Below are 18,872 nucleotides of genomic sequence, written 5' to 3' on the forward strand. Positions count from 1 at the left end.
GCAGGGGATTCAAGATGGCAGCCTGCTGAGCCACCATCGACATGCTTACAAATTGCGCGACATTCTACCCGCAACTGACCATGAGGTTAAGGGGTTTCCGGTAATTGCCAATCAATGGGCGAGCGCCCCTGCGCCTCCAAGAACTGGTTAGCTTTGGAAAAATGACGATTGCCAAAAAAGCCACGGTGCGCCGACAGCGGGGAAGGATGCGGTGATTCCAGCACCAAATGGCGAGAGGTATCGATCAGCGCCTTTTTCTGCCGCGCGTGACTCCCCCAAAGAAGAAATACGCTGGGCTCGGCATGACGACTGACGGTCTCAATAGCTTGATCGGTGAAGGGCTCCCACCCTTTACCACGATGCGACGCGGCATTGCCCTGCTCGACCGTCAGCGCCGTGTTCAATAGCAATACCCCCTGCTTGGCCCACGCCTCCAAAAAACCGTGCTGCACCGGCGTAAAGCCAACGTCACTCGCCAACTCCTTGTAGATGTTGACAAGCGATGGGGGCACCGGGACACCCGGCTGCACCGAAAAGCAAAGCCCGTGCGCTTGATTAGGCCCGTGGTAAGGGTCTTGACCCAAAATCACCACCTTTACCGACGCGAGAGGCGTTAATTCAAAGGCACGAAACCAATTCGACGAATGCGGATAGATAACTTTCTTGGCCGCCTTTTCGTCGGCCAAAAACGCCTTCAAAGCGGACATATATTCCGCCTGAAACTCCTGCCCTAGCCAATGGCTCCAATCATCGGGTAACGGGTTAGCCATATCACTTCTTCATTTGATCGGCGAGTGGCTCGACGTAGGCAATGCCCATATCCCAAGGGAATTGGATCCAGCACTGTTGAGCCACTTCTGTCAGATATTGATCCACCAAAGGGCGTCCCTCTGGTTTGGCGTAAATCGTGACAAAATGTGCTTTAGGCAACATTTCACGCACGGCACGGGCCGTTTTACCGGTATCGACGAGATCGTCGACCAACAGCCAGCCATCGCCATCATGGTCGACCCCTTTCATGATATCCAACCCGCCCTGCTCCATGTGATCGTAGCTCTTGATGCACACGGTATCGATCAGGCGAATGTTCAGCTCGCGGGCAATCAGCGCCGCCGGAATCAAGCCGCCACGGGTAATCGCTACGATGCCTTTGAAGTCTCGCTCGATGAGCAGATGGCAGAGCTGGCGCACGTCGCGATGAATTTGGTCCCAAGAGACGGTGAAGTGTTGATGATAGCGTTCGCTGCTCATGGGACGTTACTCGTCTTCGTTGAAGGAACAGACCGCGAAGACGCTGTAGCCCGCATCGCGAATCTTCTGAGAACCACCCAATTCGGGTAGATCGATAATCGTTGCCGTCTCCACGACGTGGCCACCGCAGCGCTGAATCAAGTTAGCCGCTGCCAGCATCGTTCCCCCCGTCGCGATCAGATCATCCATGAGCAAAATCCGATCCCCTTCCTGAAACGCATCGGCATGAAGCTCGACTTCCGAATGGCCATACTCCAGCGTGTAGGTTTCACTAATGGTTTTGAACGGCAGTTTGCCCTTCTTACGCACGGGAACGAAGCTGCAGCCCAGCTCGTACGCCAGCGGTGCACCAATAATGAAGCCACGGGCGTCGATGGCCGCGATGGCATCCAGATTCATTTCCTGGTAGCGGTGCACGAAACTGTCGATCAGCTTACGAAAAGCAGCGCTGTTTTGCAGCAAGGGGGTAATATCACGAAAATTCACCCCCTGCTCTGGCCAGTCAGGAACCGTGCGAATAACGGACTTAATGTAATCGCCGTAGATGCTCATCGCGTCTCTCATTGATTAGTCAAAGATTGGGCAGTTAGCCCATGAATAGAAACTTTGCTGCAAATAGCAGCGCTAACACCACCACCGCCGGGTTGAGATCCGCGAAGCGGCCCGACAGCGTTTTGATCGCCACGTAGCTGATGAAACCCAGGGCAATACCTTCGGCAATGGAGAAGGTCAGCGGCATGGCAATCGCCGCGATCAGGACCGGGGCCGCGTCGGTGGGATCTTCCCAATTCGCATGCGCCAAGCTTCCCGCCATCAGCACAGCGACATAAAGAAGCGCACCGGCTGTCGCATAGGCGGGAATAGAGCCAGCCAGCGGCGCGAAAAACAGGCTGATCAAAAACAGTAGGCCGACCACGACCGCCGTCAACCCAGTACGCCCACCGGAGACGATGCCCGCCGTGGATTCGATGTAGCTGGTGGTGGTGGAGGTACCCAGCGCGGCACCGGCCATCGACGCAGTACTATCGGCCATCATGGCACGCCCGATACGTGGCAGCTTACCGTTTTCATCCAGTAGCTTGCCACGGTGAGCAACCCCCACCAGCGTGCCGGACGTATCGAACAAATCGACGAATAGGAACGCAAAAATGACGCTGAGCATGGCGACATCCAGCGCTCCCATCAGGTCCATGGCCATGAACGTCGGCGCAATGGAAGGCGGCATGGACATGATGCCACCATACTGGTTATGCCCCAGCACCATGGCCAGCACGGTCACCCCGATGATCCCGATCATGACCGCGCCCGTGACGCGCAAATAGGCCAAGGCAGTAATCACGAAAAAGCCCAGCAAGGCATACAGCGGCGCTGGCTCTGACAAGTCGCCGAGCGACACGAACGTAGCCGGATTAGCGACCACGATACCCGCATTCTTGAGGGCAATCATCGCAAGGAACAGACCGATACCGGCGGCAATCCCCAGGCGCAACGAGAGCGGAATGGAGTTGATGATCCACTCGCGAATTTTGAAAATACTCAGCAGGAAGAACGTCAAACCCGAGAAGAAGACGGCCCCTAGCGCCGCTTCCCAGGTATACCCCATGCCCAGCACCACACCGTAGGTGAAGAAGGCGTTCAACCCCATGCCCGGCGCTTGAGCAATGGGGTAGTTAGCCCACAGGCCCATCACGAAACAGCCGATGGCCGCCGCTAGACAGGTTGCTACAAAGACAGCGCCGTAATCCATCCCCGCTTCCGACAGAATGCTCGGGTTGACGAAAATGATGTAGGCCATGGTTAAGAACGTCGTGACCCCTGCGATCACTTCCGTCTTGAGGTTGGTCTTCTGCTCTGTGAGCTTGAAGTAGTTGTCCAGAAGTTTCATGTAGTTTTTATCCTTCGCGCTTACGCCGAATGCGTCCCTTGGTGCGAGAAAAGCCGCACATACTACCGAAAGGCACCGCGTGATGCGAGTGCCGTACATGCAGCCGTTGATCGAGGGCACGTTCCCTCACTTACTGTTTAGCAAACTTTAGGCCATCAGCTAACCGATCGGTCAACAAAAGCCCAAAGCAATACCCTCAAATTGCTAAAAGGACCGGCTCGCCAATACCCGCTCCACCGTTTCCACGATGACCTGTGTTTGCGGATCGATCTCGATATTGACCCAATCGCCCATCGAGCGGCTGCCCAATACCGTACGGGATAGTGTCTCGGGGATGAGATTAACACTGAACTCGACCCCCGCCCCATCCGCCGATGGCCGCACGGCACCCACGGTGAGGCTGATGCCGTCAACGCCAATGTAGCCTTTCTCAAAAACGAATTTAGCGGCCTTTTCCGGTAGTGCGAACCAGATACGGCGATTATTGGGCGCCTCTTCGATGGCGACGATCTGCGCCATACAAATGATGTGTCCGGACATGGAGTGACCGCCAATCTCATCACCGAAGCGGGCCGCACGCTCTATGTTGACGCATTGCCCCGGGGTAATTGCACCAAGATTGGTCAGTCGCAGCGTTTCTCGCATCAGGTCGAAACTGACACGCTCGCCCTCGATGGCCGTCACCGTCAGGCACACACCGTTATGCGCGACGGACGCGCCAATTTCCAAACCGCTCCTAAGCTCTTCTGGCAAGGCAACCACATGGGTGCGGAACTCCTCTAGCTCGCGCACTTCGACAATCTCAGCAGTACCTTGAACGATACCCGTGAACATGATCCCTTCCTTTCTTTACAGGTGAGCAGGGTGGCATAGGCCATAAAAACTTGCGCAAGCTTACTACTAATGACCCAACCTTGTGCAGCCAGGCAGCACCCACGCTTGATCGATCATGTTTTTTTTGCTGCTAACACCCCGCCATACCTTTACTCAACAGCAATAAAAACCCAAAAAACAACCAAAAAAAGAAAATAGATCTGTTTAAAAACTTAAAAACATGAAATAGAACGCTTTCCGTTGACAACGCCCCCATCGCTCTTTAGACTTTCGCCGCAAATGTAATGACGCCGATTTGTACCCAGATTGCGGGCGTCCACCTGGCCTTTGGCGGGGTGAAGTGCAGCTAAAAGGGTGTGTCCAGCGTTGATGGCCACCCGCAAGGGTGGCCTTTTTTTGTTCCCCGCCCTACGCTTGCCCCCTCGCACTCCGTCTTCGGCCTACCATTAAGGCAGACGCTATGATTGAACTTAGCAACGTTAGTAAAACTTATGGCAGCGGCGATAGTGCCGTGCATGCCCTTCAAAACGTCGATTTAACGATCCCCAAAGGCACGATTCACGGTGTCATTGGCCTTTCCGGCGCTGGCAAATCCACCCTCATCCGCTGCGTCAATCTGCTCGAGCGCCCCACGAGCGGCAGCGTGGTCGTGGATGGGCAAGAGATGACCGGGCTGAGCCGTAGCGAACTCAATCATGCTCGTCATCGTATCGGCATGATTTTTCAACACTTCAACCTACTCACCACACGCACCGTTTTTGATAATGTCGCCCTCCCCTTGGAACTGATGGGTGAAAAGCGCAGCGCGATCAAAAACCGCGTTCTTCCACTGCTCGAGATGGTCGGCCTTGCCGATAAAGCGAAGCAGTACCCCGCCCAGCTCTCCGGCGGCCAGAAACAGCGTGTTGCCATTGCCCGCGCCCTTGCCAGCAAACCGCATGTGCTGCTGTGCGATGAAGCGACCTCGGCGCTGGACCCACAGACCACTAGCTCGATTCTCGAGCTGCTGCGCGACATCAATCACCAACTGGGCATCACCATCCTGCTCATTACCCACGAAATGGAAGTGGTGAAATCGATCTGCCACCGGGTCAGCCTGATCTCTGATGGCAAGCTGGTAGAGGACGCGGAAGTGGGCGACTTCTTTACCGCGCCCGCAACGCAGCTTGGTCGCGACTTTTTGAACGACTTCTTACAACTCAGCCCCCCGAAAGAGCTACTGGAGCGCCTGGAAGAGCGCCCTAATGAACACACGCACCCGGTGGTGCGGCTAACGTTCTCGGGTGACGCCGTTTCCACACCGCTCATTTCTCGTCTGGCGCGGGAGTGCAGCGTGGACGTCAGCATCCTGCAGGCCAAAGTCGAGTCCATACAAGACCGCACGCTGGGCCTAATGATTGCCGAGCTACTGGGCAGCCATGAGCAAACCCAGCAAGCCATGTCCTATTTAGAAGCGCATCAACTACAGGTGGAGGTACTTGGTCATGTCCAGCGCAATGTTTGATCTCATTTTACAGGCCACGCTGGATACCCTTTACATGGTGGCCGTATCGGGTGTGATTGCCACCCTATTGGGCCTGCCGTTGGGCGTCATGCTTTACGTGACCCGCCCGCGGCAAATCATGGCGATGCCTATTCTCAACCAGGTACTGGGCATCATCACCAACATCGGGCGTTCGATTCCGTTCATCATTTTGATGGTCGCCATCATTCCCTTCACTCGCATGTTGGTGGGCACTTCCATCGGCATCAATGCCGCGTCGGTACCGCTGACGATTGCCGCTATTCCCTTCGTGGCCCGCCTTATCGAGGGCGCGCTGAATGAGATCTCTCCGGGACTGATCGAGTCTGCGCAATCCATGGGGGCGACACCTTGGCAAATCATTACCAAGGTACTGATCCCTGAAGCGCGCGGCGGCATCATCACGGGCCTCACCATCACACTGGTCACCTTAGTGAGTTACTCGGCCATGGCGGGCGCCGTGGGCGGCGGCGGACTGGGCGACCTAGGCATTCGCTACGGCTACAACCGCTTCAACCCCACGATCATGCTGATCACCGTGATGATCCTAGTCGTACTGGTACAAGGGTTTCAAAGCCTGGGCGACTACTTGGTGCGCAAAAGCGACCGTAAATAGTCATAGCCAGCCTCTTTCATTGGCATAGCTAAATATAACAAAAACGCATTAGACTTGCGTTTCTTATTCCCGCATCATTGCAACACGATGCACAACGACACTGGAGTAATGCCATGCAAAAAGTCATTATCGGCAGCCTGACCGCACTGGCTCTGGCCATCAACGTGGCCAATGCGGAAACCCGTACCATCAAAATGGGCACCGTCGCCGGCCCCGAAACCGAAGTCATGGAAGTGGCCGCGCGCATTGCCAAAGAAGAGTACGACCTGAACGTCGAAATCATCGAGTTCACCGACTACGTCACACCGAACGCGGCGCTGGCCGATGGCAGCCTGGATGCCAACGCCTACCAGCACGAGCCCTACATGCAGGCGATGGTCAATGACCGTGGCTACGATTTTGCCATTGCTGGTTACACCTTCGTGTACCCCATCGGCGCGTATTCTGAAAAGTACGACAGCATCGATGAGCTGCCGGACGGTGCCCAAATCGCGCTACCCAACGACCCTTCCAACGAAGGGCGTGCGCTCATTTTGATGCATAACGAAGGTTTGATCACGCTCAACGATCCGACCTTCCTGGAAGCCACGCCGATCGATATCGCAGAAAATCCGCGCGGCTTCCGCTTCCGTGAAATCGAAGCAGCGCAGTTGCCCCGTGTCCTGCCGGATGTCGACATGGCTTTCATCAACAACACCTTCGCCCAGCCGGCTGGCCTGAGCCTGGACGATGCGCTGATCAAGGAAGGCCCTGAGTCTCCCTACGTCAACCTGATTGCGGTTCGCGGTGGCGATGAAGATCGCGAAGAAATTCGCCAGTTGGTCGACGCCTATCAGCGTGAGGAAGTGATCGAGAAAGCCGACGAGCTGTTCAAAGGTGCGGCGGTACCAGGCTGGACTGACGAGTAACTCTCACCCGTTCATGATTCATTATCAGGCCAGCCGAAAGGCTGGCCTGATGCGTTTTTCATCAAGGAAATGGTATGTCGACCACCGATTACACCCTACTCAACCGTCAGCTAGAAGCTTTGTTAGACACTCGCGACTGGCTGACCAACAGCGCCCAAACCTGCGCTTTCATTCAGCAAGCGCTAGAGACGCTAAACTGGGTTGGCTTTTATCTGCAGCGCGAACCGCAACTGCTGTGCCTCGGGCCGTTTCAGGGCAAACCCGCCTGCCACCCCATTCCATTTAGCAAAGGTGTTTGTGGAGCAGCGGCCCGTGAACAGGCAACGCAACGTGTCGATGACGTACACGCGGTGGCCGACCACATCGCCTGCGACGCCGATTCACGTTCCGAGCTGGTCGTTCCTATCGTGAGCGATGGTGTCGTATGGGGTGTACTGGATATCGACAGCCCGCAGCACGCGCGCTTTAGCCAAGAAGATCAGGCGGGCATCGAGGCGCTGGTGGCGACTTTCGTACGGCAAACAGACCTTCCTCGCTTCGTATGATGCAAGACGCCAAACGATAAAACAGGCGCACACAAAAAAGCCCCGCTCGATGAGCAGGGCTTTTTTGTGACTGTCTGGTAGGACCAGGCGGATTTGAACCGCCGACCTCCACGATGTCAACGTGGCGCTCTAACCAACTGAGCTATGGTCCTAGAAAAAAAGTGCACGGATAGATTTGGTAGGACCAGGCGGATTTGAACCGCCGACCTCCACGATGTCAACGTGGCGCTCTAACCAACTGAGCTATGGTCCTGCTGTGCAACGGATGCGTATTCTACGGCTTCATGGCTGAATTGCAAGTCATTTTTGCGCCTTTGCCTACTTTAGTGCCTTACCCTACCCGCTCCCGCAAATTACATCGACACTTATCAAACCTACCGGCTAAGCTGCACATAGATTAATCATGATCGCTTACGGATAAGGAGATAGGTTTTGTTAGGGCCTTTGCTAGGATGCATCGCCGGTTTACTACTATTATCCACCCTCATCGCGCGAATAAGGCTACGTTGGTGGTGGGTGCGAAGTTTCGAGTTTCCACGACTACAAATCGCGGTGCTCGCTGGGCTCTGCGCCGCCGTTGGCGCACTCCTCTTGCCCCCCAGCCGATGGCAGACTGCCACGATAGGGTTGTCGCTACTCACCTGCATGCTCCAACTGCGCTACATCTTTCCCTGGACACGACTTTGGCCCGTACAGGTTCAATCGACCCGCAAGGCGCCGGATGAGCAGAAAATCACGTTACTGATCGCTAACGTGCTCACACCAAACCGTCAAGCGGATAAGCTGATCAGCATGATAGAGCAGCACCAGCCCGATATGGTGTTGACGCTGGAATCCGACCAGTGGTGGCAGCGTCAGTTGGATACTGCTCTCTCAAAAGCCTGGCCAAACAGCGTAAAAATTCCCCTCGACAACCTTTACGGCATGCACTTGTACTCTCGACTGACGCTCAGCGAGACGGAAGTAAAATGGTTGATTCAGGATGACATCCCCTCTATCCATACCTATGTCACCCTAGCGAGCGGCGATCAGATCCGTTTCTATGCGCTGCATCCACGCCCTCCCGCCCCCAGCGAGAGTGAAAAATCGCTTTGGCGAGACGCCGAGCTACTCTTGGTAGGCAAGGAAATTCACCAGAACCCATCGCCTACGCTCGTTGCGGGCGATCTCAACGACGTCGCTTGGTCACGCACGACACGTCGGTTTTGCCGGATCAGTGGCATGCTCGACCCGCGCCGCGGGCGAGGAATGTTTAGCACGTTTCATGCAAACTATCCGTTTCTGCGCTGGCCACTAGATCACGTATTCGTCAGTGAGCACTTCACGCTAGACAGTATGCAGCGCTTGGACGCCTTCGGATCCGACCACTTCCCGATCCTCGCGACGCTCTGTTATCGCCCCTCACGGCAAGATGAGCATGACAATCCAGAAGCGAGTCAAGAGGAGCGCCAAGAAGCCAGCGAGACCATTCAAAAGGGCAAAACGGAACGCCAAAAGACGTAGCCGCCTTGCCCTGCGTCAAGGCGCTTCGCTACTCTGGCACCCCGCCCTTCGTCAGTACCGTAGGATCGAGCAGCCGCTCCAACGTAGCTCGATCCAACTCCGTCTCTTCTTCCGCCACATCGATGATGGGCCTCCCCGCTTGGTAAGCCTTTTTGGCAATCGCAGCGGCCGCGTTGTAGCCAATCACACTGTTGAGCGCGGTGACGAGGATGGGGTTACGCGCCAGCGGGCCTTGGAGATTGTCTTCACGGACTGTGAAGGTGGCGATGGCGCGCTCACCCAGCAAGGTGGCGGTACTGCTCATCAATGTAATCGAGGTCAACAGGTTCGAGGCCACGAGTGGCAACATGACGTTGAGCTGAAAATTGCCGCTTTGTCCGGCCACCGTAATAGCAGCATCCAATCCAATCACTTGAGCGGCCGCTTGCGCCGCCGACTCAGGGATGACGGGATTGACCTTGCCGGGCATGATCGAACTTCCCGGCTGCAATGCTTCCAATTCGATTTCACCCAGCCCCGCTAGCGGCCCAGAGTTCATCCAGCGCAGATCGTTGGCGATCTTCATTACGACGCATGCCAACCCCTTCAACTGACCGGAAAGCTCTACCGCGGCATCTTGCGATGCCAAGCTGGCAAAGAAACTATCGTTAGGTACAAATGAGAGACCTGTTTGCTGGCTTAGGTCTTTGGCCATCAAGTCAGCAAATCCCTCCGGCGCATTGATCCCCGTGCCCACAGCGGTGCCACCCTGGGCAAGGCGGCATAGTCGCGTCATGGCACTATCGAACCGCTCGATGGCTTGACCCACTTGGCTAGACCACGCGCCTAGCTCTTGATCCATGCGAAGCGGCATGGCGTCCATCAAGTGGGTACGGCCGGTTTTGACGATATGACTCAACTCATTGGCACGGCGGTCGATCGTTGCCTTGAGTTCGGTTAACGCAGGGCGCAGTGACTCGTTCACCGCGATAGCCGCTGACAGGTGGATCGCCGTGGGAATGACATCGTTACTGGATTGCCCCATATTGACGTGATCGTTAGGTGTGACGTCAACGCCCTCTCGGCTGGCCAGCGTCGCTAACACCTCGTTCACATTCATATTGGTCGACGTACCCGACCCCGTTTGGAAAACGTCGATAGGAAAATGCTCATCATGCTGGCCATCGATCACCGCTTGTGCGGCTTTTTCGATCGCCTGGGCACGCTCGGCATCCAATAACCCTAACTGATGATTACTGCGCGCCGCTGCCAGCTTAATACGAGCAACCGCATGAACGAAGGCCTCCGGCATCGGCGTGCCCGACACGGGAAAATTATTGATAGCACGCTGCGTTTGTGCCCCATAAAGCGCCGTGGCTGGAACCTTCAACTCGCCCATACTATCCCGCTCGATACGTGTTTCCATGTTGCACTCCTTGTGAGTCATCGGCGACACGGACTATCCACACCGCCATGTGATAACGATTCTCTGTAGCTTTTAGACTAGTGTTCGAGCCCCTCTTGGTAAACCCACTGTTCGTTCAACCGTTTGCCCATATCAGCGCGGCACGCGCGGTCAAAAATTCATTGCGCCTCTGATGTTGCACTGCACAAAAACACTTGCTATGCTGCAATGCAAGATAACCCATCAGTGACGGTGCGCGATCTAACCCGCCGACGCTGATCAATGAATCGTCCTGGGCTCAGCTTAGCAGCCCCAGACGCTCGTAATGGCATAGGAGAGTTAATGATGCGTACGTTCAATACCAACGAAATGACCCAGCAGTTCGACAACCTGTTCATGGCACCGGCACGTGCCTACATGAATCTGAGCATCGACTACTCTGAAAAGCTGATAAACGCTCAGCTAGACGCTAACAAAGCGTATGTCGACACCGGCGTCGCGCAGATGCGTCAGCTGCTGAGTGTCAAAGATGTCGACGGCCTGCGTAGCTACATGGAAGGTCAGCAGAAAGTGGCTAAAGAACTGGCCGAGCGTGTCAAAGGCGATACCGACAAGGTCGTATCATTACAGCAGGATTTCTTGCAGAAGAGTCAGAAATTGACAGAAGAGAATGTGAAGCAGGCACAAGCGGCCGCGACTAAAATGAGCAAGACCGCCTAACGCATTCAGCGTTGATCATTTGATCAGTCTCGTCACGCCCCTGCCAGCCCACTGGCAGGGGCGTTTTACCAATCGAGCGCCGACTTTACGAAAGGGATCGTTAATTTCCGCTTTGCTGATAATGATGCCTGATCCAAGGTGTCCAAAGCTCGACAGAGCTCGCCCAACTCCCTCGGCCCACGGTGCATGATGTAGCGCCCTACGTCATCGGGCAACTGCATGCCACGGACCTGGGCACGTAGCTTTAGCGCCGCCAAACGGTCATTATCGTCCAACGGGTGAAGATGGAAGGTGACTCCCCAAGCCAGTCGAGACGCCAAATCCGGCAGCACTACCTCCAAATGGCGCGGCGGCTTGTTGGCCGCGATCAACAGCGCTTTGCCCGCGTCCCGCAAACGATTGAACGCGTGAAATAACGCCTCTTCCCAGCGTTTGCGCCCAATGACGTATTCCAAATCATCGATGGCTACCAGATCGAGCCGCTCGATATCCTCCAACATGAGCGGTGGAAAATGGCCTAGGTCCGCAAGTGGCAAATAGAGGGCACGCTTGTCTTGGTCGGAAGCCGCATGGCAGGCGGCTTGCAGTAAGTGACTACGGCCGCTGCCTGGGGCACCCCACACATAGAGAAACGGCTCTGAGCCAGGCGTTAGCTGATGAGCAAGGTGGTCGACCAACGACGCATTGGCGCGAGAAGCATAATAGTTATCGAACGTCGCATCGTCGCGCAGCCCCACCCCAAGCGGCAGCTGTGCCGGTAATCGGCTCATGATGACTCCCTATTGTCGTCGCCCTGCAGCGCTTCATGCTGTTTGTGCTGTTCTGGAGCGTCTAGCTGTGCGTCATAGAGTGCACTGTTTTTATAGCGATCTTTCACCTCGCGCAGCAGCACCATGATCACCGCCGCTGCGGGTAGCGCCAATAGCACGCCCGTGAGTCCGAACAAATGCCCGCCCGCGAGCACCGCAAAAATGACCGCCACCGGGTGCAAACCAATCTTATCGCCTAATAGCTTTGGTTGCAGCACGACGCTTTCGGCGACTTGACCCAAACCAAAGACAACGATGACGCCGAGCACCGCCCACCAGGTATCGAACTGAAACAGCGCCACTACCAACGCGATCGCTAGACCGACGATGAAGCCCAAAAAGGGAACGATGCTAACGAGCCCAGAAAGCGCGCCAATCAGCAACCCGAAATTCAGCCCTAACAGCGTCAATCCAGCAGCGTAAATAATGCCCAAGCACAGCATGACGAGCAGCTGGCCGCGCAAAAACGAAGCCAACACCTCATCGCAGCGGCGCGCTAAACGAAACGTATCGTCTGCCCACTGCCTAGGCACCAAATTTCCCAGGTTGTCGAGCATTCGGTCCCAATCCAGCAGCAGGTAAAACGTCACCACCGGAATGAGCGCGACATACGTCACCCAAGAGACGAACGCCATGCCCGAACGACCGATATGGCCCAATGCTTGAGCCACGTAACTACCCGCATCCCGCCAGTTGTCGATGAGAGTCTCGCGCACATTGCTAAGCTCGGTGGCAAGATCGTACCCTGTCCACTCCTGAACTTGAGGCGCCAGCACGCCCTCTACCCAACTGAGTACGCCCGGCAACGCTTCCCCTAACTGCTTGATCTGCTGAACGACGAGTGGAATGAGGACCAGCAGGCTCACCGCCAGTACGAGCATCAGCACCAAAAAAACGCTGCTCACTGCCCAGACTCGCCGCATGCCCAAACGCTGAAAGAAATCCGTCAACGGGTCAGCCAAGTAGGCCAAAATCAACCCTGCGATAAAGGGCATCAGAACGGCATCGAGAAAATACACCGTTCCCACCAGCGCAACGACCAGCGCGATCCCCCACCATGAATGCCTCATTCCCTGCTCCTTCCTGGATATACGGTCAGCGGTAGTGCTCGAATAGTAACAAAAGTTGCTCGCGACGCACCTGATAACGCGCCACATCGATGCGACTTACGTCGCTGGGTGATACAATCGCCCACCGTTATTGCTCCGGCACTGGCTATTTGCCAGCACAATCGCACTGCAGCATTGCATAGGCTTCACAGGACCTGTCATGACCGAGACTTCTTCCTCCCAGGCTACGCCCTCTCTGAGCTACAAAGACGCAGGTGTCGATATCGATGCCGGCAACGCTCTTGTCGATCGCATCAAGCACGTTGCCAAGCGCACGTCACGCCCTGAAGTGATGGGTGGTCTTGGCGGTTTTGGTGCCCTGTGCGAGCTACCTGCTGGCTATCGGCAGCCGGTGCTCGTCTCCGGCACCGACGGTGTCGGCACCAAGCTGCGCCTGGCCATGGATCTTGGCAAGCATGACACCATTGGCATCGACCTGGTAGCCATGTGTGTCAATGACCTGATCGTCGCCGGTGCCGAGCCGCTGCTATTCCTCGATTACTATGCCACAGGCAAATTGGATGTCGACATCGCTGCCGATGTCGTGACCGGTATCGGCGCTGGCTGCGAGCTGGCCGGCTGCGCACTGGTCGGCGGTGAAACGGCTGAAATGCCGGGCATGTACGAAGGCAGCGATTACGATTTGGCCGGTTTCTGCGTGGGCGTCGTGGAGAAGTCCGAGATTCTCGACGGCAGCAACGTGGCTGAAGGTGATGTGCTGCTTGGCTTGGCGTCTTCTGGTCCACACTCCAACGGCTATTCGTTGATCCGCAAAATCCTAGAAGTCAGCAATGCTTCCTTGGAGGAGAGCATCGATGGCCAGCCGCTGGGCGATGCACTGATGGCACCCACGCGTATCTACGTGAAGTCACTGCTATCGATGATGCGGGGCACCGACATCCCGGTTCATGCGCTTTCTCATATCACTGGCGGCGGCCTGCTGGAGAACATTCCCCGTGTATTGCCAGACACCCTGGCCGCACGCATCGATCTCACTAGCTGGCAGCGGCCAGAGGTATTCAACTGGCTTCAGGCCAAGGGCAACGTCAACGAGACTGAAATGCACCGTGTCCTGAACTGCGGAATTGGTATGGTCGTGGTCGTTCCCGCCGAACAAGCTGCCAACGCCAAAGCGCATCTGGAAGCACAGGGCGAGACTGTCTACACGATCGGCCAGATCGTTCAGCGCCAGAAAGAGGCGGTAGTGCTCGAGCGCGGTCAAGCAGGTTCGCAGGAATGAATAGTACGGACGACAGCAGCGACACCCTCAACGGCATGACGCCTGAGCCCATGGGCGCTCGCCGAGTGGTAGTACTGATTTCTGGCAGTGGCAGCAATCTTCAGGCACTCATCGAGGCCCAGCAGCACGACAGGTTGGGCGGTGAAATTGTCGCCGTCATTTCCAATGAACCCGATGCCTACGGGTTGAAACGCGCCCATGAAGCCGGTATCGAAGCAGTCGCGCTACCGCATCGCGAGTACGATAGTCGTGATGCTTACGATGGCGCACTGATCAAAGTGATCGAACGCCATGAGCCGGATGTCATCGTCCTTGCTGGCTTCATGCGCATTCTCACGCCACGTTTCGTACAGCGTTTTCTCGGACGGATGCTCAACATCCATCCCTCCCTACTGCCCGCGTATCAGGGTTTGAATACCCACGCGCGCGCACTGGCTGACGGCGTTTCTCATCATGGCTGTAGCGTCCACTTCGTTACCGAAGAGCTGGATGGGGGGCCGGTCGTTCTACAAGCCGAGCTACAGGTAAGCGCCGACGACACCGTCGAGACCCTTAAGGAGAAGGTGCACGCCCGGGAGCATCTGATCTTCCCCATTGCGGTGCAGTGGTTTCTTGAGGGACGCCTACAGTACGCTGCCGACGGGGCCACGATGGACGGCCACCCGCTTCCGCCGTATGGCATGCGCCTCTCCCATGCCGATGCTGCCGAAGAGCTGGACGAAGAAAGCGGCAACGCCTAAGTTTCCATTGTCAGTGTAAAAAAAGCCTTGCCACAGGGATGCGGCAAGGCTTTTTTGTAGCAGAAGAAAAATGGTGTGTCAGGTACGCGGTAGTGTCACGCCACGCTGCCCCATGTACTTACCCCCCCGATCTTTATAAGAGATGTCGCACACCTCATCAGACTCCAGGAACAGCATCTGAGCGACCCCTTCATGGGCATAGATTTTTGCGGGTAGGTTCGTGGTGTTGGAGAACTCCAGCGTCACGTGCCCCTCCCACTCGGGCTCCAGCGGCGTCACATTGACGATGATGCCGCAACGTGCATAGGTGGATTTACCCAGACAAATGGTCAGCACATTGCGCGGAATGCGAAAGTACTCAACCGTCCGCGCTAGGGCGAACGAGTTCGGCGGGATGATGCAAACGTCGCCCTTCACGTCGACAAAGCTTTTGTCATCGAACGCTTTGGGGTCGACGATGGCCGAATGGATATTGGTAAACACCTTGAACTCATCGGCACAGCGCACGTCGTAACCGTAGCTGGAGGTACCATAGGAGATCACCCGCTGGTCGTTCACATAGCGCACCTGCTCTGCCTCGAACGGCTCGATCATGGCATCGCTTTGCGCCATTCGGCGAATCCATTTGTCTGATTTAATGCTCATCGGTTACTTCATCACTCGCTAAAAGAAATCGTAGGGCCGTCGCTTTGGCTAGCGCTGACGGACTGCGCCACTTGGCTGGCAATCTCGGCAAAGATGCGACTCACAGCGCCATCGGGCTCGGACACCACGCTGGGCCGCCCGGAATCTGCCAATTCGCGAATCGATAGCGTCAGCGGCAAACGGCCCAACACGGTCGTGTCGTATTCGTCAGCGATACGGTCACCGCCTCCAGTGCCGAAAATCGCCGCTTCATGGCCACACTTCTCGCAGTGGTAGAGGCTCATATTCTCCACCACGCCCAGCACCGGCACGTTGACTTTGCGGAACATCTCGATGCCTTTACGGGCATCCAGCAGCGCGATGTCCTGAGGCGTCGTGACGATGACGGCGCCGGATACCGGCACTTTCTGCGCCAATGTCAGTTGGATGTCTCCCGTGCCGGGCGGCATATCGATCAACAGGAAATCCAGGTTATCCCACTGGGTTTGGGTGAGCATTTGCTGAAACGCCCCCACCACCATCGGCCCGCGCCATACCATCGCGTCGCGGGTGTTGACCATGAACGCCATCGACATCGCTTGTATGCCGTGAGCCTCCAAGGGCAGAAACTTATTGTCTGCCGCCGCCTGGGGACGTACCCCCTCTTCCACGCCCAACATTTGCGCTTGGCTAGGGCCATAAATATCGGCATCCAATACGCCAACGCGGTAGCCCTGGGCAGATAGCGCCAGCGCTAAGTTGACCGTTACGGTGGACTTACCAACGCCACCTTTGCCGGATGCCACTGCCACAATATGCTTTACACCATCCATCAATGGCACTCCCAAGGGTTGTTGATTGTGAACATGGCGTGAATGATACTCCTCAGCGCCCTATTTCTAAACCAACAAACAGAAGCGGATGCGGGGAAACCCCGCATCCGCTTGCGTTAGAGGCATGATTTTTGTTTTAAACGACTTAGCTTCCGCTCTGCTGGCTCTCTGCTTCATCCGCCTGAACGTTTTCCCCTTCTGCCCCACTAGCGCCATCTTCCCCATCTTGCTGGGTTTGCTGCTCGCCCGTGAGGTTTGGCACGTCCCCCGAGGCTGGATCATCGACATGGAGACGCTCATCGAGCGTCGACAGCTCGTCTCGCCACTCGCTGAGCTGCGTTTCCAGACGCGCGAGCTGCTCTTGACGGGCTTCGATATCGTTTTCGACCTTCGCGACTTCATCGCGGCCGATGTCCAGGGCCACCATGAGATCATCCATTTCGGTGCGCACCTGTTCGAGGCTTTGTTGCTCTTCTTCACGCAGTTGAGAAAGTGAATCCACATCAGACTGCAGCGAATCCCGCTCGCGCATCACGCTATCGCGCTCTTCTTGGAGGGATTGCAGCTCGCTCTCCTGGGTGGCTATTTCCTCTTCGAGCGTAGCCAAACGGTCGTTGGCATCGCTTACCTGGCTGTCGAGTTCACTGAGTTCGCTCTCCGCGGCACTCAAGTCCTCCACGGCTTGTTGGCGCTGCTCTTCTGCTTGCTGACGGGCAGACTCTGCCTGCTGACGCGCCTCTTCCGCACTTTGTCGCGCTTCTTCTACCTGCTGCAGAGAAGACTGTGCTTCGTCACGCTCACTAACAACTTGATCACGCTCTTCTCGTAAGCTCTGCAGCTCGCTCTCGGCGCTAGCAAGCTGCTCCTCCAGTGCCGAGACTTCCTGTTGTAGCGTCTCGCGCTGGCTCTCTAACTCTTGCAAACGGGTCTCGACACCGCTGACATCTTCTTGAGCCGACTCAAGACTAGCCGCTGCGTCTGCCTGCTGCTGCTCCAACGACGCCATTTCATCGCGCATAGCGGTCAAGTCAGCTTCCGCCTGTTCGACTTCCGATAGGCGCTGGCTTAGCTCCGTATTTTCTTGCTCGACACTCGCCAGTTGACCTTCCAAGGTCTCGACGCGCTCTTGATGGGTGCCTGAATTGGATTGCGCCATGATGGCCCAAATCACGGCAATGGCAGCAATCCCAGCGATACCCTTCACACGGTTATCCTGGAAAAGCGTTTTCATATCCGGCTTGTGAGCAGGCGTGTTCGAATCGGAGTGATTGGCTTCTGACATGCTGCGTCCCTCTTTTCGCTTGGCTGCTGATATCAGCAGCGTTAGTGACAGGTAGCAAGATGGTGATCAGGTCGTGGCTTTATGAATCTATTCGTTACTAGCATACACAGCGCAGGTCATAACGCCACCCGACGAAGCGCTCAATCGTCTATCCCCTCGTCAAACGGCGATGCTTCCCCTGGGAAAACCCAGCCGATACACCATGGTGGCGCTCAAACCACGAAAGCGTCTGATGAAGAGAGACGACGCTACCAATGATCAGCAACGCCGGCGGTTGGATCTCCCCACGCTGAAAGCTATCTGGCAAAGACGTCAATGTTCCCACATGGGTTCGCTGCTGCTGGGTCGTGCCTTGTTCGATCAGCGCCAGGGGCGTGGTTGGGGGCAAGCCGTGAGCCGTCAGAGCGTTGCAAATGGAAGCTAGGTTGCTTAACCCCATGTAAAACACCAGCGTCTGGCCCGGCTGCGCCAGGGTCGCCCAATCCAACGAAAACTCTCCTTCCTGTAAATGCCCCGTCACGAAGCGGACAGACTGCGCATGATCTCGGTGGGTCAGCGGAATACCTGCATACGCAGCGCAGCCGGACGCCGCCGTGATACCTGGAACCACTTCCACAGGGATACCCGCTGCCACCAGTGTTTCAAGCTCCTCGCCCCCACGCCCAAAAATGAACGGATCCCCCCCTTTTAGGCGAATCACCTGATTGCCCTGCCGAGCCCAAGTCACCAACGATTGGTTGATCTCTCCCTGCGGTACGCTGTGGGAGGAGCGAGCCTTACCCACGTAATAACGCTCCGCCTCGGCGGGTAATAGCGCCAAAATTTCATCGCTCACCAAACGGTCATACAGCACTACTTGGGCGCTCAGTAGCCGCTTGTAGGCTTTCAACGTCAATAAATCTGGGTCGCCGGGCCCTGCGCCAATCAGACTGACGCGCCCAACCTGCCGTTGCGCGGACTCAAGCACGTCAGCCTCGGGAAGAACCCCATTTGATCGTTGCGTATTCAAAGCCATCACCCGTGAAATTTTGAATCTAATGATATTTTAGAAAAGAATGAACAAGACC

The 18,872-nt window shown here is 56.2% G+C and carries 20 protein-coding genes and 2 tRNA genes; 8 read left to right on the top strand and 14 right to left on the bottom strand.

Features of this window, described 5'->3' with window-relative positions:
- Positions 1-86 precede the first annotated feature (86 nt).
- From ung to FHJ80_RS14570, 5 genes are all read right to left on the bottom strand, one after another.
- Entirely contained in the window at positions 87-770 is a 684-nt protein-coding gene (ung, locus tag FHJ80_RS14550; protein WP_139528051.1) for a uracil-DNA glycosylase, read from the bottom strand.
- Position 771: 1 nt separating this feature from the next.
- Positions 772-1,251, bottom strand: coding sequence for a xanthine phosphoribosyltransferase (gpt, locus tag FHJ80_RS14555; RefSeq protein WP_139528052.1), 480 nt, complete (start codon positions 1,249-1,251; stop codon positions 772-774).
- 6 nt (positions 1,252-1,257) lie between these two features.
- Positions 1,258-1,803: an adenine phosphoribosyltransferase gene (locus tag FHJ80_RS14560; RefSeq protein WP_139528053.1), complete on the bottom strand. Its 546-nt coding sequence runs from the start codon at positions 1,801-1,803 to the stop codon at positions 1,258-1,260.
- Positions 1,804-1,837: 34 nt separating this feature from the next.
- A complete protein-coding gene (locus FHJ80_RS14565) occupies positions 1,838-3,136 on the bottom strand; it encodes an NCS2 family permease (protein WP_139528054.1) in 1,299 nt (432 codons plus the stop codon).
- Between the two features lie 204 nt (positions 3,137-3,340).
- The gene (locus FHJ80_RS14570; protein WP_139528055.1) at positions 3,341-3,970 is read right to left on the bottom strand and encodes a riboflavin synthase subunit alpha; all 630 of its coding nucleotides are present in this window, start codon (positions 3,968-3,970) and stop codon (positions 3,341-3,343) included.
- A 460-nt stretch (positions 3,971-4,430) separates the two neighbouring features.
- On the opposite strand from FHJ80_RS14570, the gene FHJ80_RS14575 reads away from it, so the two are divergent.
- The 4 genes from FHJ80_RS14575 to FHJ80_RS14590 all read left to right on the top strand — a co-directional run bounded on the left by FHJ80_RS14575 (position 4,431) and on the right by FHJ80_RS14590 (position 7,561).
- Positions 4,431-5,474: a methionine ABC transporter ATP-binding protein gene (locus FHJ80_RS14575; RefSeq protein WP_139528056.1), complete on the top strand. Its 1,044-nt coding sequence runs from the start codon at positions 4,431-4,433 to the stop codon at positions 5,472-5,474.
- Positions 5,455-6,108: a methionine ABC transporter permease gene (locus FHJ80_RS14580; RefSeq protein ID WP_139528057.1), complete on the top strand. Its 654-nt coding sequence runs from the start codon at positions 5,455-5,457 to the stop codon at positions 6,106-6,108. The genes FHJ80_RS14575 and FHJ80_RS14580 overlap by 20 nt, the downstream gene beginning before the upstream one ends.
- A 113-nt stretch (positions 6,109-6,221) precedes the next feature.
- Complete coding sequence (locus FHJ80_RS14585; protein WP_139528058.1) at positions 6,222-7,016, top strand: MetQ/NlpA family ABC transporter substrate-binding protein; 795 nt, start codon at positions 6,222-6,224, stop codon at positions 7,014-7,016.
- Positions 7,017-7,090: 74 nt separating this feature from the next.
- Positions 7,091-7,561, top strand: a complete 471-nt coding sequence (locus FHJ80_RS14590; RefSeq protein WP_139528059.1) for a GAF domain-containing protein — start codon at positions 7,091-7,093, stop codon at positions 7,559-7,561.
- A gap of 75 nt (positions 7,562-7,636) precedes the next feature.
- On the opposite strand, the gene FHJ80_RS14595 is transcribed toward FHJ80_RS14590, so the two are convergent.
- Together FHJ80_RS14595 and FHJ80_RS14600 are read right to left on the bottom strand one after the other, a co-directional pair.
- Positions 7,637-7,713, bottom strand: a tRNA-Val gene (locus FHJ80_RS14595).
- A 24-nt stretch (positions 7,714-7,737) separates the two neighbouring features.
- Positions 7,738-7,814 (bottom strand) — tRNA-Val (locus FHJ80_RS14600).
- A 179-nt stretch (positions 7,815-7,993) separates the two neighbouring features.
- Between FHJ80_RS14600 and FHJ80_RS14605 the strand changes: the two genes are divergently transcribed.
- A complete protein-coding gene (locus tag FHJ80_RS14605; protein WP_139528060.1) occupies positions 7,994-9,064 on the top strand; it encodes an endonuclease/exonuclease/phosphatase family protein in 1,071 nt (356 codons plus the stop codon).
- 28 nt (positions 9,065-9,092) lie between these two features.
- Here the strand turns inward: FHJ80_RS14605 and FHJ80_RS14610 are convergent, their stop codons facing one another.
- Positions 9,093-10,469 carry a lyase family protein gene (locus FHJ80_RS14610; protein ID WP_139528061.1) on the bottom strand — a complete coding sequence of 459 codons (1,377 nt, stop codon included), beginning with the start codon at positions 10,467-10,469 and terminating at the stop codon, positions 9,093-9,095.
- Between the two features lie 324 nt (positions 10,470-10,793).
- Between FHJ80_RS14610 and FHJ80_RS14615 the strand changes: the two genes are divergently transcribed.
- Positions 10,794-11,168, top strand: coding sequence for a phasin family protein (locus tag FHJ80_RS14615; RefSeq protein WP_139528218.1), 375 nt, complete (start codon positions 10,794-10,796; stop codon positions 11,166-11,168).
- A gap of 65 nt (positions 11,169-11,233) precedes the next feature.
- Here FHJ80_RS14615 and hda read toward each other — a convergent pair whose 3' ends face one another.
- Both hda and FHJ80_RS14625 read right to left on the bottom strand, forming a co-directional pair.
- A complete protein-coding gene (hda, locus tag FHJ80_RS14620) occupies positions 11,234-11,938 on the bottom strand; it encodes a DnaA regulatory inactivator Hda (protein WP_139528062.1) in 705 nt (234 codons plus the stop codon).
- On the bottom strand, positions 11,935-13,047 hold the full coding sequence (locus FHJ80_RS14625) for an AI-2E family transporter (RefSeq protein ID WP_139528063.1): 1,113 nt from the start codon (positions 13,045-13,047) through the stop codon (positions 11,935-11,937). The genes hda and FHJ80_RS14625 overlap by 4 nt, the downstream gene beginning before the upstream one ends.
- Positions 13,048-13,246: 199 nt before the next feature.
- Between FHJ80_RS14625 and purM the strand changes: the two genes are divergently transcribed.
- Positions 13,247-14,326: a phosphoribosylformylglycinamidine cyclo-ligase gene (purM, locus tag FHJ80_RS14630; protein WP_139528064.1), complete on the top strand. Its 1,080-nt coding sequence runs from the start codon at positions 13,247-13,249 to the stop codon at positions 14,324-14,326.
- Positions 14,323-15,066 (top strand): phosphoribosylglycinamide formyltransferase, encoded by a 744-nt coding sequence (gene purN / locus FHJ80_RS14635; RefSeq protein ID WP_139528065.1) that lies wholly within the window; start codon positions 14,323-14,325, stop codon positions 15,064-15,066. Before purM ends, purN begins: the two co-directional genes overlap by 4 nt.
- Positions 15,067-15,144: 78 nt before the next feature.
- On the opposite strand, the gene dcd is transcribed toward purN, so the two are convergent.
- The 4 genes from dcd to cobA all read right to left on the bottom strand — a co-directional run bounded on the left by dcd (position 15,145) and on the right by cobA (position 18,772).
- Positions 15,145-15,711, bottom strand: a complete 567-nt coding sequence (gene dcd / locus FHJ80_RS14640; RefSeq protein ID WP_139528066.1) for a dCTP deaminase — start codon at positions 15,709-15,711, stop codon at positions 15,145-15,147.
- Between the two features lie 11 nt (positions 15,712-15,722).
- Positions 15,723-16,523 (bottom strand): iron-sulfur cluster carrier protein ApbC, encoded by an 801-nt coding sequence (gene apbC, locus FHJ80_RS14645; protein ID WP_139528067.1) that lies wholly within the window; start codon positions 16,521-16,523, stop codon positions 15,723-15,725.
- A gap of 145 nt (positions 16,524-16,668) precedes the next feature.
- Positions 16,669-17,805, bottom strand: a complete 1,137-nt coding sequence (locus tag FHJ80_RS14650) for a kinesin (RefSeq protein WP_176558253.1) — start codon at positions 17,803-17,805, stop codon at positions 16,669-16,671.
- A 148-nt stretch (positions 17,806-17,953) separates the two neighbouring features.
- The gene (gene cobA / locus FHJ80_RS14655; RefSeq protein WP_239286152.1) at positions 17,954-18,772 is read right to left on the bottom strand and encodes a uroporphyrinogen-III C-methyltransferase; all 819 of its coding nucleotides are present in this window, start codon (positions 18,770-18,772) and stop codon (positions 17,954-17,956) included.
- Positions 18,773-18,872: the final 100 nt, after the last annotated feature.

The organism is Halomonas sp. BL6, from assembly GCF_006228115.1.
GTDB lineage: Bacteria > Pseudomonadota > Gammaproteobacteria > Pseudomonadales > Halomonadaceae > Vreelandella > Vreelandella piezotolerans.